This window comes from Phocaeicola sp. (genome assembly GCF_057861905.1).
In genome coordinates, this window is the sequence record NZ_DBMACV010000003.1 from 32,677 (window position 1) to 50,330 (window position 17,654).

At 43.6% G+C, this 17,654-nt stretch carries 14 protein-coding genes; 7 read left to right on the plus strand and 7 right to left on the minus strand.

The features are described from left to right. Positions 1-232: 232 nt before the first annotated feature. Complete coding sequence (locus ACZM60_RS01110; RefSeq protein WP_021970424.1) at positions 233-1,141, minus strand: AEC family transporter; 909 nt, start codon at positions 1,139-1,141, stop codon at positions 233-235. A 260-nt stretch (positions 1,142-1,401) separates the two neighbouring features. Between ACZM60_RS01110 and ileS the strand changes: the two genes are divergently transcribed. From ileS to ACZM60_RS01135, 5 genes are all read left to right on the plus strand, one after another. Continuing rightward, entirely contained in the window at positions 1,402-4,890 is a 3,489-nt protein-coding gene (gene ileS, locus ACZM60_RS01115) for an isoleucine--tRNA ligase (RefSeq protein WP_489520580.1), read from the plus strand. A gap of 122 nt (positions 4,891-5,012) precedes the next feature. Continuing rightward, positions 5,013-5,393 carry a TraR/DksA family transcriptional regulator gene (locus tag ACZM60_RS01120; protein WP_021970422.1) on the plus strand — a complete coding sequence of 127 codons (381 nt, stop codon included), beginning with the start codon at positions 5,013-5,015 and terminating at the stop codon, positions 5,391-5,393. Between the two features lie 99 nt (positions 5,394-5,492). Continuing rightward, positions 5,493-6,137 (plus strand): lipoprotein signal peptidase, encoded by a 645-nt coding sequence (locus tag ACZM60_RS01125; protein ID WP_489520581.1) that lies wholly within the window; start codon positions 5,493-5,495, stop codon positions 6,135-6,137. Next, positions 6,134-7,048, plus strand: a complete 915-nt coding sequence (locus ACZM60_RS01130) for a DUF4296 domain-containing protein (protein WP_418586911.1) — start codon at positions 6,134-6,136, stop codon at positions 7,046-7,048. The genes ACZM60_RS01125 and ACZM60_RS01130 overlap by 4 nt, the downstream gene beginning before the upstream one ends. Beyond that, on the plus strand, positions 7,045-7,371 hold the full coding sequence (locus tag ACZM60_RS01135; RefSeq protein WP_021970419.1) for a hypothetical protein: 327 nt from the start codon (positions 7,045-7,047) through the stop codon (positions 7,369-7,371). The genes ACZM60_RS01130 and ACZM60_RS01135 overlap by 4 nt, the downstream gene beginning before the upstream one ends. Here the strand turns inward: ACZM60_RS01135 and ACZM60_RS01140 are convergent. Next, the gene (locus ACZM60_RS01140) at positions 7,363-8,136 is read right to left on the minus strand and encodes a TrmH family RNA methyltransferase (protein ID WP_340319301.1); all 774 of its coding nucleotides are present in this window, start codon (positions 8,134-8,136) and stop codon (positions 7,363-7,365) included. The two genes, ACZM60_RS01135 and ACZM60_RS01140, sit on opposite strands and share 9 nt — an antisense overlap. Before the next feature lie 107 nt (positions 8,137-8,243). Here ACZM60_RS01140 and tamL point away from each other — a divergent pair, with 107 nt between their 5' ends. Next, a complete protein-coding gene (gene tamL, locus ACZM60_RS01145) occupies positions 8,244-10,556 on the plus strand; it encodes a translocation and assembly module lipoprotein TamL (protein ID WP_340319300.1) in 2,313 nt (770 codons plus the stop codon). Between the two features lie 10 nt (positions 10,557-10,566). Beyond that, the gene (locus ACZM60_RS01150; RefSeq protein ID WP_021970416.1) at positions 10,567-10,794 is read left to right on the plus strand and encodes a DUF6965 family protein; all 228 of its coding nucleotides are present in this window, start codon (positions 10,567-10,569) and stop codon (positions 10,792-10,794) included. Positions 10,795-11,034: 240 nt separating this feature from the next. On the opposite strand, the gene ACZM60_RS01155 is transcribed toward ACZM60_RS01150, so the two are convergent. Genes ACZM60_RS01155 through ACZM60_RS01175 form a run of 5 tightly spaced genes read right to left on the minus strand, consistent with a single transcriptional unit; the run spans position 11,035 to position 17,574 of the window. Beyond that, a complete protein-coding gene (locus tag ACZM60_RS01155) occupies positions 11,035-11,601 on the minus strand; it encodes an IbrB-like domain-containing protein (RefSeq protein WP_021970415.1) in 567 nt (188 codons plus the stop codon). Beyond that, positions 11,598-12,899, minus strand: a complete 1,302-nt coding sequence (locus tag ACZM60_RS01160; RefSeq protein ID WP_340319299.1) for a DUF3440 domain-containing protein — start codon at positions 12,897-12,899, stop codon at positions 11,598-11,600. Before ACZM60_RS01160 ends, ACZM60_RS01155 begins: the two co-directional genes overlap by 4 nt. Next, positions 12,896-13,297, minus strand: a complete 402-nt coding sequence (locus tag ACZM60_RS01165; protein WP_489520582.1) for a hypothetical protein — start codon at positions 13,295-13,297, stop codon at positions 12,896-12,898. Before ACZM60_RS01165 ends, ACZM60_RS01160 begins: the two co-directional genes overlap by 4 nt. 49 nt (positions 13,298-13,346) lie before the next feature. Beyond that, positions 13,347-17,006 carry an ATP-binding protein gene (locus ACZM60_RS01170; RefSeq protein ID WP_489520583.1) on the minus strand — a complete coding sequence of 1,220 codons (3,660 nt, stop codon included), beginning with the start codon at positions 17,004-17,006 and terminating at the stop codon, positions 13,347-13,349. After that, positions 16,990-17,574, minus strand: a complete 585-nt coding sequence (locus ACZM60_RS01175) for a condensin complex protein MksE (protein WP_021970411.1) — start codon at positions 17,572-17,574, stop codon at positions 16,990-16,992. The genes ACZM60_RS01170 and ACZM60_RS01175 overlap by 17 nt, the downstream gene beginning before the upstream one ends. Between the last annotated feature and the right edge of the window lie 80 nt (positions 17,575-17,654).

A 17,654-nucleotide genomic window follows, 5' to 3' on the forward strand; every position in this document is an offset into this window, starting at 1 on the left:
GATGCCTTCTCATTTTCCTTTTCATGGTTGCCGCAAAGCGAATTCGGATGTCGGCGGCTCTTCCGGAATTTCTCTCGACGTTTTTTGAAAATCTGTACAAAAGATTTTATTTTTTGTACAAAAAATAGTGCCGATTCCCTGATGTCTTTTTTATATATGCTTATCTGAAATATCATTCTTGCCGGACTTCTCCGGAAAAAGGAGAGAAAAGAGAACTGTCTGTTGCCGCAAATTACAAAAACAGGGTGAGCAACGGAATGGTTACTACCGACAACAGCGTTGTGATGAACGTGCCTTGTGCCATAATGGTTTCTCCCTTTTCATACTGTATGCAGAACAATGTGCCATAAGAAGCTACAGGCATGGCAGCCAGCACTACATTGATGTTGGCAATGGTCGGGTCGACCTGACATAATCTTGACAGATACAGAATGAAAAGAGGAATGATAAACAAACGCAAGGCTGCCGTGAGATAGATGCTGGAAGTGCCCAACATGCGCCGGATAGGTATTTGTGCAATGGAAGAACCGATAATGAGCAGGGCAGAAGGAACGGTCATGTTGCCCAGCAGAGTGAACGGTGTGCTGATGACTTTGGGCGGCACCCATCCGGTTGCCACTATTAAGATAGAAAGATAAGAAGCTATCATGGCCGGACAATACAGCGTGTCCCATTTGAATTTCATTTTTCCCTGGTCGCCCGAGATGAAAAGTGTGCCGAAGACAAATATCAGTAAGGTACTGGGAAAATTGAGTATGCTGGCGTAGAAGACGGCGCTGGCCCCGAAAATAGAAGCCACGATAGGATATCCGATAAATCCTACATTGCCGAAAGCCAGCATGAAACTGTAGATGCCCCGGTCGGTTACTTTTACGGGAAGATAGCGTGGAAGCAGGAATCCGGCACCGATCAGTACCACATAGGTGGCAAATCCGACGATGAGCAGAGGAAGTATCAGGTGCTTGTCGGGCAGTGTGTCGCCCATTACTGACGAAAGAATCAGGCTGGGACATGCTACGTTGATGACAAAGACAGACAACTTGCGGTCGAAATCCGCATCCATCATTTTTTTCTTGCTTATGATGTATCCCACAACTACCAGTATGAAGAGGATAATCATTTGCGTTACGATTGCGTTCATATGCTTGTTCGATTTTTGTGTTTAGCTGGTTTCACAGGAAGCCGGGCAAAGTTAAGGATTATTTCAGCTCGTTGTTCCGCCTGTTTCCTTTGTTTCAAAAAATTAAATCCAGAGGAAACCGAAATGAGGCTGGAATCCTGTTTGTGTGAATATTAGTTTAAAAAGTTTTCCATATATCCATTTTTCTTATAAATTTGCAACCTAATTTTGGGGCGGTTATACCCAGATGATAAGAGAAGTAAGATAAAAACAACATAATTATGAGTAAAAAATTTACTGAATATTCGCAGCTCAACCTTTCTGAGGTGAACAAGGAAGTGCTGAAGAAATGGGATGAAAACGATGTTTTCTCCCGCAGTATGACAGAACGTGAGGGACATCCGTCTTTCGTATTTTATGAAGGTCCTCCTTCGGCAAACGGCATGCCGGGTATTCACCACGTGATGGCTCGTACAATTAAGGATACATTCTGCCGCTTCAAGACGATGAAAGGCTTCCAGGTTAAGCGTAAGGCAGGCTGGGACACACACGGACTGCCGGTGGAACTGGGCGTAGAAAAAGCGCTGGGCATTACGAAAGAGGATATCGGTAAGACTATTTCTGTTGCAGAGTACAACAGACATTGCCGTACAGACGTCATGAAGTTTACCAAAGAATGGACCGATCTGACTCATAAGATGGGGTATTGGGTAGACTTGGAAAATCCTTATATTACATACGACAACCGTTATATTGAAACTTTGTGGTGGCTGCTCAAGCAGCTTTACGGCAAAGGTCTGCTTTATAAAGGCTATACTATCCAGCCGTATTCGCCGGCTGCCGGTACAGGACTGAGTTCGCACGAGCTGAACCAGCCGGGATGTTACCGCGACGTAAAGGATCTTACGGTAGTGGCTCAGTTTAAGATGAAGAACCCGAAACCGGAAATGGCTGAATGGGGTACACCTTATTTTATTGCGTGGACAACAACTCCGTGGACTTTGCCTTCGAATACTGCTCTTTGTGTAGGTCCGAAGATTGATTATGTAGCCGTTCAGACTTACAACGGATATACTGGCGATAAGATGACTGTAGCTCTTGCCAAACCGTTGCTGTATGCTCACTTCAACAAGAAGGCTGAAGGTCTGGCTCTGGAAGATTACAAGCAGGGCGACAAGCTGATACCTTTCAAGGTTGTAGGCGAATATAAGGGTACTGATCTGGTAGGTATGGAGTACGAACAGCTTATTCCATGGGTAAAACCTGTTGAAACAACTGAAGACGGAAGCTGGAAAGAGGCTTCGGCTAAGGCGTTCCGTGTCATCCCGGGTGACTATGTAACTACCGAAGATGGTACAGGTATCGTACATATTGCTCCTACTTTTGGTGCGGACGATGCGAACGTAGCACGTGCAGCAGGCATTCCGTCGCTGTTTATGATTAACAAGAAAGGCGAAACACGTCCGATGGTAGACCTGACCGGTAAATTCTATTTGCTGGATGAACTGGATGAAACATTCGTAAAAGAATGTGTTGACGTAGAAAAGTATAAAGAATATCAGGGACGCTGGGTAAAGAATGCATACGATCCTCAGTTTACGATTGATGGAAAATACGATGAGAAGGCTGCTCAGGCTGCCGAATCGCTCGATGTATACATCTGCATGATGCTGAAACAGGCAGGTCTGGCATTCAAGATGGAGAAGCATGTACATAATTATCCGCACTGCTGGCGTACAGACAAGCCGGTACTTTACTATCCGCTCGACAGTTGGTTCATCCGCTCTACGGCTTGTAAGGACCGTATGATTGAATTGAACAAGACGATCAACTGGAAGCCGGAATCTACGGGTAGCGGACGTTTCGGCAAATGGCTGGAAAACCTGAACGACTGGAACTTGAGCCGTTCGCGTTACTGGGGTACTCCGCTTCCTATCTGGCGCAGCGAAGAAGGAGAAGAAATCTGTGTAGGTTCGGTAGAAGAACTGTACAACGAAATTGAAAAATCTGTTGCAGCCGGATTCATGACTGAGAATCCTTATAAGAAGCTTGGCTTTGTTCCGGGTGTATATACTAAAGAAAACTACGATAAGATTGACTTGCATCGTCCGTATGTAGACGACATTATATTGGTTTCTGCCAGTGGCAAGCCGATGAAGCGTGAAAGCGACCTGATAGATGTTTGGTTCGATTCGGGTGCTATGCCTTATGCTCAGTTGCACTATCCGTTCGAGAATAAGGAAATCGTAGATAACCGTTCTTATTATCCTGCTGACTTTATCGCTGAAGGTGTGGACCAGACTCGTGGATGGTTCTTTACACTTCATGCTATCGCTACAATGGTGTTCGACAGTGTGGCTTACAAGAATGTAATTTCCAACGGTCTTGTGCTCGACAAGAACGGAAACAAGATGTCAAAACGCTTGGGCAATGCTGTCGATCCGTTCGGTGCTATCGAAAAATTCGGTTCCGACCCGTTGCGTTGGTATATGATAACCAACTCATCGCCGTGGGACAACCTGAAATTCGATACCGATGGGGTAGACGAAGTACGCCGTAAATTCTTCGGTACACTGTATAATACTTATTCGTTCTTTGCACTGTATGCAAATGTCGACGGATTTACATACGCAGAAGCTGATGTTCCGGTAGCAGAACGTCCGGAAATCGACCGCTGGATATTGTCTTTGCTCAACTCGCTGATCAAGAATGTGGATGCTTGCCTCAATGATTACGAACCGACAAAGGCTGGACGTCTGATTACAGACTTCGTAAACGACAACCTGAGTAACTGGTACGTTCGTCTGAACCGTAAGCGTTTCTGGGGAAGCAACATGTCGACCGACAAACTTTCTGCTTATCAGACTCTTTATACTTGCTTGGAAACGGTTGCCAAACTGATGGCTCCGATTGCTCCGTTCTATGCAGATCGTCTGTATATGGATCTGATAAGCGTAACCGGACGTGACAGCGTGGTATCTGTTCATCTGGCTAACTTCCCGGTTGCCGACGAAAGCCTGATCGATACAGAGCTTGAGGCACGTATGCAGATGGCACAGGATGTAACTTCCATGGTACTGGCATTGCGTCGTAAGGTAAACATCAAGGTTCGCCAGCCGCTGCAGTGTATCATGATTCCGGTAGTGGATGAAGAACAGAAACGTCATATCGATGCGGTAAAAGACCTTATCATGACCGAAGTAAACGTGAAGGAAGTCCGTTTTGTAGAAGGAGCTTCCGGCGTACTCGTGAAGAAGGTAAAATGCGACTTCAAGAAACTTGGCCCGAAATTCGGCAAGCAGATGAAGGCTGTAGCTGCTGCTGTAGCAGGCATGAGCCAGGAAGCTATTGCCGAACTGGAAAAGAATGGCAAATATACGTTCCAGCTCGACGGTGGAGAAGCCGTAGTAGAAGCTTCCGATGTAGAAATCTTCAGCGAAGATATACCGGGATGGCTGGTTGCCAATGAGGGTAAGCTGACTGTAGCTTTGGAAGTAACCGTTACGGAAGAGCTGAAGCGTGAGGGTATCGCCCGTGAACTGGTGAACCGAATCCAGAATCTTCGTAAGAGCAGTGGCTTCGAAATCACTGACAAGATAAATATTGTCTTGTCGAAAAATCCGAATACGGATGATGCAGTGAACGAATATAATACTTATATTTGTAACCAAGTTTTGGCAAACTCACTGACATTGGCTGATGAAGTTGCTGACGGAACAGAATTAAACTTTGATGACTTCTCGCTTTATGTGAAGGTTACCAAATTGTGATATTGAACCCATAAGGATGTAATGCGCTGCGTTGCTCCTGCAAGAAAGCTCTCTTTCGGAAAAGAAGCTGCGCGGCGGATTTCAGACCTTAGACTATTATTAACTTTTAAACACTAAATCTTATGGCTGAAAAAACAAGATATTCTGACGCTGAACTCGAGGAGTTCCGTGCCATTATCATGGAAAAACTTCAGCTCGCTGAGCGCGACTATGAGAAATTGAAGAGCAGTATAATGAATGCCGACGGTAATGACACTGATGATACATCACCTACTTACAAGGTTTTGGAAGAAGGTGCCAATACGTTATCAAAAGAGGAAACAACTCGTCTGGCAGCTCGACAACTGAAGTTTATTCAAAACTTGCGTGCAGCATTGGTGCGTATCGAGAACAAGACTTATGGCATTTGCCGTGAAACAGGAAAACTTATTCCTGCAGAAAGGCTCCGTGCCGTACCTCATGCTACTCTGAGTATCGAGGCTAAACAGCATGGCAAGAAATAATTTGATGATAGATTTGTCATTCAGATAGGCGAAGTGGGGAAAATAGGGCTCCATTTATGCCTGCCTGAATGACAAATATGTTAATGAATATAGGTATTTATGAAGAAATTTTTGACACAAGGACGTCTGGCGGCTTTGATTGTTGTTGCAGTATTGCTGATTGATCAGGTAATAAAGATATGGATAAAGACGCATATGTATTTGCATGAAAATATCTATATAACCGACTGGTTTTACATCTATTTTACGGAGAATAACGGAATGGCTTTTGGTATGGAAGTATTGCCGAAACTGTTTCTGACTTTGTTCCGCATCGTAGCTGTAGTGCTGATTACCTGGTATCTGCATAAAATTACTACGCAGAAGGAAAGGTTGAAAACCGGATATGTCGTGTGTCTGGCGTTTATTCTTGCCGGAGCAATAGGTAATATTATCGACTGTGTGTGCTATGGAGAGATATTCAGTGAGAGCACGCACTATCAGATTGCATCGTGGGTTCCGGTAGGTCAGGGCTATGCCGACTGGCTTCATGGTAGGGTAGTGGATATGTTTTACTTCCCGATTATTGATACACACTGGCCGGAGTGGATGCCCCTGTGGGGAGGTGAACGCTTTATCTTCTTCAGCCCTATTTTTAATTTTGCCGATGCGTCAATCAGTTGCGGCATTATCTGCTTGCTTCTCTTTTATAGCAGTTACCTGGGTAAGAATATGCATTCGAAAGATGTCAAAGAAGTAAAATGATGAAAAAGCGGACTGGTTGGTTATGTACTGTTGTGCTTCTGGCTGGAATGGCTGGTTGCGGCAAGAAGATTCCGGATGATATTATTCAGCCGGATGCTATGGAAAGTCTGTTGTACGATTATCATCTGGCTTCTACCATGAGTAACTCTTTGTCGTATACAGAGAATTATAAGAAGGATGCTTACTATAAGTATGTCTTCGAGAAGCATCATGTCACTGAAGAAGAGTTCGATTCGTCAATGGTATGGTATACGCGTAACAGCGATCAGTTGGCAACTATCTATCAGAATTTGCAGAGGCGTCTGGAAAGTGAGGAGAATCACATGAAGGTACAGGTGGCCAAACGCGATAATCAGATAGACGTTTCCATGTCGGGTGATACGGTCGATGTATGGCAGGACCGTACATTGTACTGGCTTTCGTCTTCTAATCTGACCAATAAGCTGGTGTTCGATTTGAAAGCTGATACAACGTTCAAGCCTCACGATGCTATGGAACTGACTGCCAACTTCCATTTTATGCCGAAAACGGGCCGTGCTTCGGGTAAGGCGATTATGGCACTTAACTTCTATTTTGACAATGACAGTGTACAGGGGCTTACTCGTATGATAACCAGTTCGGGCAGACAGCGCTTGTATGTGCGTGCCGATTCGGCTTTTACGATTCGCAGTATCAGCGGTTTTGTGTATTACATGGACGAAAAGAATCCGGAAACCAGTGTGCTGGTTGACAATATTCGTCTTACTCGCTACCATAATCTGGAAGAGGAAAAGGCAGAAATGGATACGATTCCGCATATAGAGCCTCCTGTGGAACAGCCGAAAGAATTGCCTAAGCCATTGGAACAGAAGGCTAAAATGGATGAAAAGGTGCAGGTTCAGCCTATGCGAAAAATGGAAAACCGCAAATGAAACGGTTTGCGACGCACAGAGTATACAGCTTGCTCACGGCAGAGCTAAAATCTTCTCAAGTACTGGAACTCGATGAAGAGGGTGGTGTGAGTGAGCTTTATCCGTTGACGGAAGAAATATGTGCTACCGAGTGGCTTCCCGGACTTGTTCTTCTTTCTCCGTTTCCTGTAGCGGTATGTCCGGGAGAATGCTTTGCCGATTTCATCAAACGGATGGAGGGTAATCTATTCCCTCATTCTGCCGTGCGGGCATATTGGATACATCCGTTTAATGTTTCGGCTATGGAGTTTGTAAAAAACAGCCGCATTGTCCTGTTAAAGTGATGGCTCAAAAGCAACTCTTCTTCGGAATTCGGCACAGACGATGGCGGTAGCTACAGCTACATTCAGCGATTCGCTTGTTTCACATCCTTGCGGATAATTGGGAATCAGCAGACGATGACTGACCTTTTGCGCAATCTGTTCGCTGATACCGTTTCCCTCATTTCCCATGATAATGATTCCATTTTTAGGAAGTGGCTGGGTATAGATATTCTCTCCGTTGAGGAATGTACCGAAAATAGGAATGTTTTTTTCAGAAGCCTTTCCGATGAAGTCGGATAAATTGCAGTAATGCAGCTTGACGCGGGCGATGGCTCCCATTGTTGCCTGTACGGTTTTGGGATTGTAAATGTCGGCAGTACCGTTCGAGCAGAATATATGTTCGATGCCAAACCAGTCGGCAATACGTACAATCGTTCCCAGATTTCCCGGATCTTGTACATCGTCCAGCGCCAGACAGAGAGAATTATTGGCTACATCTGCATCGAATTTGTAGTGAGGCTGATCGAAAACAGCAAGTACTTCTTGCGGTGTTTTCAACAGGCTTGCCCGTGAAAGCTCTTCGTGAGTGACTTCTATTGTTTCGGTAGCCAGCAGGCGAGGATGGCTTTGCAGCCATTGTTCCGTTGCTAATATGAGGCGGCATGAGAAATGACCGATTAGATCATTGACCAACTTGTTTCCTTCTGCCAGAAAGACTTGCTCTTCCTTCCGGTTCTTTTTCAACTCCAGCGAACGGATATATTTAATCTTGTTTTTGCTTAGCATGGGCTTTTGTGTATAAAATAACAAATATTCACTGACAAAGCTAAGAAGATATTTTTAATTATTGCCTATCTTTGCAGATAAATCTGCTTATTCCGGTTTGTTTTAAAATGAAGAAAACGACTCTTTTACATATCAGTCTTATGGGTATTGTCTTGCTGCTGGCAGGATGTTCTGTCAATAAATTTATTCCCGAAGGAAGCTATTTGTTGGACGATGTGAAGATTGAATCGGATAATAAGGAGATTAAGTCATCTCAGATGAACCTGTATGTGCGTCAGACTCCGAATGCCAAATGGTTTAGTCTGTTCCGCTTTCCGATGTATATATACAGTGCTTCAGGACTGGATTCTACGAAGTGGATTAATAAGTTCTGGCGTAAACTGGGAGATGCTCCAGTTGTTTATAGCCGGGATGCGGCCCGTGAAACGCAGGAGGAAATAGAAAAGGCCGTACGTAATATGGGATATATGGGAGCCGTTGTCGACTTGGAGGAAGAGACCAAGGGCAAACGTATGAAGGTTTCGTATCAGATTCATTCCGGTTCACCTTATATTATAGATCACATTGCTTACGATATTTCTGATTATAAAATACGTGATTTTCTGGAATCAGATTCGGCCAGAACATTATTGCACGAGGGAATGCGTTTCGATGTCAATACACTCGACGAAGAACGTCAGCGCATTACTCAGTATTTGCAGAATAGAGGATATTATCGTTTCAATAAAGATTATATCACGTTTCAGGCAGATACTATGCTGAATACGCATAAAGTAGGGCTCACGCTGGAACTGGCTCCGTTTCGTTCTCGCAAGGAAGACCAGCCGGGGGAGCATCGTCAGTATAAGATCCGTAACGTAAATTATATGCTGGATGCTGATTTTTCAGCACTTTCGGCCGAAGCTCTTCAGGAGTTTGATTCTATCCGTTCCGGAGATGTCAATCTGTATTATAAAGACAAGCTGTTCTTGCGTCCGAGAGTATTATCCGATTATAACTTTCTCACTCCCGGTAAGTTGTACCGAAGCAGGGACGTGCAGAATACTTACTCGGCTTTGAGTCGCCTTTCTATTCTGAAATATTCCAATATTCGCTTCGATGAAGTTTTGGATAACGACTCGGCTTATCTGGATGCTTATGTATTGCTTTCGAGAAACAAGAATAAATCTCTTTCGTTTGAGGTGGAAGGAACTAACTCGGCCGGGGACCTTGGAGCTGCAGCATCTGTTTCATATACACATCGTAACTTGTTTAAAGGTTCCGAAACGTTTACGATAAAGCTGAGAGGTGCATACGAGGCAGTGACTGGCTTGGAAGGTTATACCAATAGTAACTACATGGAATATGCAGTGGAAAGCAGTTTGAATTTTCCGGAATTCATGTTTCCATTCCTTTCGTCTGATTTTAAAAAGCGTATTAAGGCCACATCTGAAGTCAGCATGAAGTACAACTGGCAGATTCGTCCGGAGTTTGAACGTACGCTGGCTTCGGCAGGATGGAGTTATCGCTGGACACGTCGGGGAAAATCTACTCATCGCTTTGACTTATTGGATATAAACTATATCTACATGCCTTATACATCGCCCACATTCGATGATTATTTGAACCGAATGGATGAAGTCAATCCGTTATTACGTCATAGTTACGAAGACCTGTTTATTGTGCGCATGGGATATACATATACCTATAACAGTGCGGCTGGCGGTCGTCTTTCTGCGGGAAACCGGAATTCCTACTCCATACGTTTCAATATAGAAGAAGCCGGAAACCTGTTGTATGCATTTTCTCGTCTGATAAATAAAAATCCCCGATACGGAGAGGCGTATAAGTTGGCGAATATTGATTTTGCACAGTACGTAAAGGCTGATATCGATTATGCAAAGAATTTTGTAATTGATGAACGGAATTCACTTGTCTTTCATGCCGGACTGGGAGTCGCCGTTCCTTATGGAAATTCCAAAAGTTTGCCCTTCGAGAAGTTATATTTTTCGGGAGGAGCCAACAGTGTGCGTGGATGGCGTGTACGTTCATTAGGACCTGGCTCTTATCGTGGAGACGGAAATACGATAGATTACGTGAACCATACGGGAGATATTAAACTCGATCTGAATCTGGAATATCGTACTTTCTTATTTTGGAAGCTGAACGGCGCTGCATTTATCGATGCCGGAAATATATGGAACATACGCAATCAGGGTATTCAGACAGAAGGCGTGTTTAAATTTAACCGCTTTTACAAGCAGCTTGCGGTATCGTATGGCTTAGGAATTCGCTTCGATCTTGATTTCCTGATACTGCGTTTTGATGGAGGTATGAAGGCGATTAATCCGATGTACACGGGTCGTGACCATTTTCCTATCATATCACCCAACTTTAAACGTGATTTTGCCTTTCATTTTGCTGTTGGATATCCGTTTTAATAATTATAATATGGAAGAAAGAAAAATTTATAAGAAAGAAGAATTGAAGGCTTTACGTGATTGGTTTGCCAGTCAGAATCTGCCTCAGTCTTTACAGGTAGATAAAGCAACCTATATTCCCAATCTGAAAGAAACAGTGGAACGTTTGTTTAATCAGGCGGAAGTGTGTTTTGAAAACCCCAAAATGCAAGGTTGTCTGATATTGCTGGAGAATATTAAGGCTAAGCTCATAAGCTGATAATAATGGGAACAAGTTCCTGAACTAACGTTTTGAGAAGAATTATATCGTTTAAGAGGGCTGATTTCACAAACGGAATCAGCCCTCATTTTTATTGAACTTATGCATTTCTTTTAACAGCGATTGGTAAAAATGAGTACACATAATCTTGCTGTTTCCTTTAAGAATAGAAACATTTTTGCCAGATTCTCTCTCGCTGGTTGTATTATTTGATCCATAAAGCAAGCAGGTGTCGGCTACTTATACAGATTTAACCTCCTCGTCATTGCCGGTTGTCGGAGTATAAGCCGGCTTGGGTTGAGGAATACTGAAGCTGGCATCTGCAAAAAGTTCGGCAAGACCGGAAATCTGCTTTAGGCGAAGCAGTTCATCACGGTCCATTCCTATATTTTTCATAATCCATTGGTCGGACATTCCCGCTTTATCCAGTTCGGCAACAATATTCGACATGAGTTCAATGTTATGTGTGCCTCGCGCACGATTGTGGCGAATAGTAGATCCGATGCGGTTAGATAAGTCCTTGTCAATCACTACCACAGGAAGTAATCCCTTTTCGCGTTCATAAATACGCTTCGATGTCTTTAAAACGGTATACCGGTGAAATCCGTCGACCAGGATATATTTATCTTCCGTTTTGTCGTAATAGCATACACAAGGCATGGTAAATCCATCTTCCCAAATAGATAATTCCAGCAATTTCATTTCGGGAGGAGCTACTACATTAGGATTATAATCGTTTGCTACGACTTTTTCTACAGGGATAGCCTTCACATTATATACCGGACTTTTATAATCATTGTTTGTCATCGCCAAATGTTTTTGTAATTTTCCATAATTTGATTTTTCTTACTGATTTCCTCTTTGGTAGGAGAGAAACCCATATATTTGCAGGCATGGTCATTGCGAAGTATGCAGATACACATTCTTTTATAGGTTGGGATTTCTCTGAATTCTGGAATGTCGACATCTTCCTGATACTCCATTTTGACAGGATGCTTCCGCGTATGATAGTTACTTTTGTCTACAACCTCAATTGGAATTTTTGCGTCAATCAGTTTCTGGATGACATCATCGCTGAGGCATCCTCCTTTCGTCCGCCAGAATTTGATGCTCACATCCAGGCGTCGTAAATAACCGTTTCGCGTTTTTTCCGGTAGTGTGGAAAGTAAAAAATACATAAACGATTTCCATGTATATCCTTCGGGCAGTCGTATTTTTTGTCGTGCCGTAGCATGTGTACTACCATAAATGGCCGAAAAGTTAACACCGTTTACACGTCCTACCATTTTTCCCCACGTATCAGGATCGATAGCCTTGTAGAGTGCCAGACTTTCTATCGCTTCGCTGATGAAAGGACTTGCCACCCGCTGCCGGTCCAGACTGACTCCTGCCTTGTAATACAGGTCGTATAGCGGATTATAATCCCATTTAAATTTACCATTGGCTGTCCATATATCTGTTGTCCGCCAGTCGTATATTGGATAAGCATTATAGATATCATTTCCAATCTTGGAGGTCCATATATACTTGTGGTATAAAATATTCTTGGGGACCTGGAAGATACAGCGCCAGCGACTGAAGCTTTCTTGCGTACGTATTCCCACCAGACAGCAAGTACGTGTTGCTTTTTTCTTTTTATGAAGCCACTGTGCGAAATAAAGCTGGAAGTCATAATCCCATGTTTCCGGCTTCAATTCCGGGAAGTCTTTAATGGTCATGGCATTTTTAGGCATCTTCCGGACCCATAAATCTTTCATTTCTTCATCCCACGGCCGCCAGTACGACTGATACATGGAGGTGGAAGTCGCTACACGGAATGGTAGGCAGATACGATAAACATCGAGTATGTCTTTGTTTTTTTCCAGAATCTGGTCCACAAAGTCGATTGTCATTTTATATTGTATTTCGTAATCCATGTGAAATACACCGATCTTACGCTTCAGATTGTTTCGCCGTATGTAATCGATACATAGGTTCAGCAACACGCCGCTGTCTTTCCCTCCGGAGAAAGATACATAAATGTTGTCGAATTCATTGAAGATTACGCGCAGGCGTTCCTGAGTTAGTTCGTAGACATTTTTAGGCTTCTGAGCTATTTCTTTCATTGTATCTTCTGCATTTTGATGTATAATTTCCAACTCTTTATCACTTCAAATCCCTTTTGGGCAAACAAATGCTGATGAGGAGTTTGTACAACAGCCAGTAATGGCAGCGTACTTTCTCCCTCGTCTGCAACAATTGCATCAAGCAGTGTCCCTATTGTTTCGTTATGACCTTCAGGCCCTGCATAATAGTTGTTGATGATATGTTCCTTCTTGCGTAAATCCAGTGGAATAAATCCTGCCACTTTACGCTTTTCTACTGCAATATACCATACAAACTGTTCTCCTGTTTTAAATGGATATCCGTTGTTGTATTGCAGAACTTTAGGATTCATCACCAGCGGTCCTACCAGTTGATATAGTTGTTTGTCGGTTCCTTGTAATTTAAGTATTTGAATCATTGCTAATTATTTATGCGTACTTAGCAAAGATACTTAAAAAAGGTCAGACTTACAATTTCTGATCAGAAATCAGCCGGGCAATACGTGTCTTGCTTTGTGCTCCCTTTGTCAGGAGATAAACATGTTTGTATGCATCGCGGTTCAGCTCCGTAGGCGAACCGTTTATCAGAATGATATTACGGTCGTTGGCAAATTTCAGGATTCCGTTTACGTTGTTAGGATGCAACTTACCGATTTCGTCCATCATACAGTGCAGTTTGAAATCCTTGAATTTTTGCGAAGCACTTTCCTTGAATACGTTCAGCAGCATGATATTAATCATGGCTTTTACCAGAATATCCGTACCTTCCGAACCCACATTCGACAACTTTTCCACGAATCCGGTATCGTTGTTGTTTTCTACGATGCGGAAACGTAACTCAAATGAATCATACAACCGGATTTTATCGTACCGGTAAGCATGCATTTCCTTAATGAAATCGCGCAGCAAAGCAATTGCTTCCTGCTTGACCAGTTGCTCATTTTCACTCGAAAACAGGTTCGTGCCTGGAGTAAGGTCGTAAGCATGTTCGTTGTAATACTTCTGTATAGCTCGCAAGGAATTGACCACTCGGTTGCTACTTTCCTCCACTTTCATTTCAATCCGTTGGATAACCCCGACAAAATTGCAGGTCTGGAATCCCTTGTTGACCTTGTTTATCAGGTCGTGGATGTCGCTTTCCGAGGCAGTCAGCATCGACGTATCCATGCTGATACGCTTGAATATGTCGGAATGTTCATTGTTGATACGACGGACAAATTCACTGATTTTATTCTCTTCCACGAAGTCGTGCAATTCATCGGCAAAACGTATGTACTCCCAGTCCTCGTTGAACTTCGTCTTAAACTTGAAGGTATTGTCCTCGTCGAAGTGCCCTGTAAAGAGATTGACTTCCTTGCGCAGGCGACTCTGCAATTGCATATACTGATTTTCCATGCGTCCCAGTTCCTCAATCAGTTCGATACAGCTTTTCTGTACGGCGACGTCCGTATCCGGACAGCTTCCCGGTCGGAAAATATCCTGATGAGGTTTATACCAGTCGTAGGCCGGAATCTTTTCGTAAGCTTCCAGATTGCTGGAGAATACGCGCACGTTTTCTTCCGCTTCATGCAGCGTTTTACCAAGTTTGTCAATTTCCGTTTGCAAGGCACCTGCTTCCTTGCGAAGCACTTCCTTTTCATTGTTGAGCAAACGTTTCTGTTCGTCATATTCACGTTTCCATTCCGGAATGTGATCCATCAAGTCGCGTTTGTCCTTTTGGTACTCGATAAGTAGAGTAGCATGGTCTTTGATAAACAACAGTTCCTGCTCGATGTCCTGTAACTGTTTGGCGATGTCTTGCAGGCGTTCTGTATCAGCACCTTGAGTATGAAGCTCTTTCTGCATTTCGTTTTCGTAGTCTGCCTTGACCGATGCGATACGCTTCTGCTCCTCTTGCTCCTCTTTCCGTATGGTTTCTGCCTGCTCTGCCTTTTCATTCGTCAGGTTCTGTTGCAGACTGTTCCATTCCTGCTTCAGTCCATTCAGTTTATCCGTTTTTTCTTTGTTCAGGTTATTCAACTTGTTTTCTGTCAGTTTCAGTTCATTTTGAGCCTGAACTTTTTGAGCTTCCAGTTCGTGCAGTTTCCGTTCCCTCTCTTCTTGAGCCTTTTTCTTCCAGTTTTCTAAGTCGAGCATGTCCTGCTGATATTGTCTTTCCAGCTTTTCCAGTTCATATTCTTGCAGTGAGATTACATCCTTCTGCTCTTTTATCTTTGGCTGATATTTGCCTTTCAAGGCCTCTTCCAGTTCTTCCTTTTCCTTTTGCAGGTGAGCAATCTCGGATGCAATCTCTTCCAGTCGGCGTATGCCCGCTTCTTTTTCTTTCTGATAATCGTTGATAGACTTGATATGACGGTCTATTCCAGCCAGATTGATGGAAATACCATAGAAAGATTCGCCGTTATCGTGCAACTGAGGCGATAATCCTGTTTGCCAGAGAATCGATTCATCGCACAGCTTACCGATGTTCTCTTCCCAGCCCGGTTTGTTGTCCTTCAGCCAGCCCTGCAATGTGTTGCGGCTGTTCTGCAAGAAAGTTTCCAGTTCGTCGACACGCGGTTTCAATTGCTGCTGTTCAGCCTGCAACCGGACAAGCGCATCGTCTTTTTCTTTCATGCCGTTTTGCAGTTCACCTTCCCATTTCAAGGTTATTTCCTTGATAATGAGCTGAGCATTGTCGATACGGTTTTTTTTGCTCATGTGCATACCCGTATACGACTGTATGCGATGTTTCAGTTCTTCCTGTTCGGCTTCGAAGAAAACTTCCTTGCGGCAAAGCTGCATCTGATAGTCGATAGCCGTCAGTGCACTCTGTTTCTCACTTTTTTCCGGATGCAATTGTTGCGAGAGCTGTTCGTATTCCTGATACAAAGCTTCCGTAGCAGCTTCATGGCGTCGGCGTCCTTCCTCGATACGCGTATTGTATGTGTTATTCAATTCATCCAGTTGCTTGAGTTTTGCTTCGTGAATTTTGTTCCACTGCTCGTCGAGGCTTTGGATAAGCGATTTGTATTTTGTCGATATCTCCGTATACTGAGAAGTCAGGATGCGCTGTTCTTCCACCAGTCCGTTCCGGCGGTTTTTCCATTCTTCCTTTCGGGCAGAGCGTTCCATTACCTGCTCTATCTGCTGGCGGGCGTATTCTTTTTCCTTCTTTTGTGCCTTTTGCAGTTCATTGTTCAGTACGGCAAGAGTTTCCTGTAACTTGTCGCATCGTTGGCGCGACTGTTCCTGTAACTCCTGACGGCGGGCTATCAGTTTACCCCGTTCGTTTTCGGCATATATTTTCTTTTCCTGCCATTGCGGCAGAGCCTCCTGAGTTTTAATAAAGGCAGCAACCAGTTCGCGACAACCCTGTGCCAAAGCCGTCTGCTGTTTCGATACCTGTGCCGAAAGCAGCGTGATCTCTTTTGCCTGCTTTTGCGTTTCCCGCTTCTGGAACTCTTCGATGTCGTGCAGGCGGACTTCAAAGTTTTTCAGATGTTCCTTGTAGTTATTCAGGTCGATAGCCGTTTCATCTTCGTTGATGGATGAAATGATTGTCTTTTTGATAAACTCTGCATCAAGTTTAGAGTTCAGCAACACATTCTGGATGGTACGCAGAATGTTCTGGTACTGCTTGCTTTCCATCAGCGAATATTTTTTCATGTCTGGAGAAACTCCGTTGCCATAAAGAATATTCCTGTATTCATCGAACGTATAGATAATGCGGGAATAGTCCACATTCAACTGGTCGAGCTGCATACGTATGCGGTCGGCTCCGGAATACGCCGTGCGTGTTTCCGGATCGATAAAGAACTCTTTCCGGTAAGGAGAGTCTATAAAACGGTAACTGACACGGTTCATCGACTTGAAGCTGAGTATGCAGAAAGCACCGTTTTCGGTAGCTACTTCGTAAACAATGTACGAGTTGGCATAAGGGAAATAATATTCCGTATAGCTTTGTTTCTCTACCGGAATACCCAGCTTTTGTGTGTCAGCATTATAAAAGAAGAGGATAGAGCGAAGCACGGTACTTTTTCCTACACCCTGAGTCCCGATAAAATGCACGTTTCCGTCCAGATAAATATCGTCAGCATAAGGAATGTTCGCACTATTTATAAAGATGATTCTATTCAGATTTCTCATTGTCTTGGGTATCGTCGTAAATGTTTATACTTTCAATCAGGCGCTCCAGATAGTTCCAGGAGCTCATAACCTTATAAGTGTTGGTCTTTTCGTTTTCCAGTTCCAGAAAAGAGTCACGCGTAAGCTGGCGTATCATATTTTCCAGTACCTCCTTACGTACATCCTTGTCGGAGAAGTGCTTTCGTATTCCGTCCAGTTTATTCTGCAGCATGACGTTGATGTTTGCCTCTACCAGTATCTGTTCCGGCTGGAAACGATAGCCCGGACCAAATGTTTCATCGTAAGTCTTGAACAAGTCGAGTACGTCAATCCAGTAATAGGCACGCAGGATTTTCTGTTCCAGTGTGATGCGTGGTTCCGTGCGTGAAAAATAAAAGTATTCATTGCCTCGCTCCAGTGTATATCCTATCTGGGCAAAATAAACAGACAATGCCTCAAAGTCATCATCTATCATGTCATAGAGGTTGCGTATATCTTCATTTGTGCTGTTCGAACTGATGAACTGTCCTTTCTGCAGATAGTCGAAGATGGCAGCCGTATGGTCGGGAATTCTTATATTTAGTTCCATGTTTTTGTTTTATTCTTTTCAGACTTGCTTTAATTTGTACTTCAATAAATAGTTGCAATTTATTTATTGGCAGCACGATA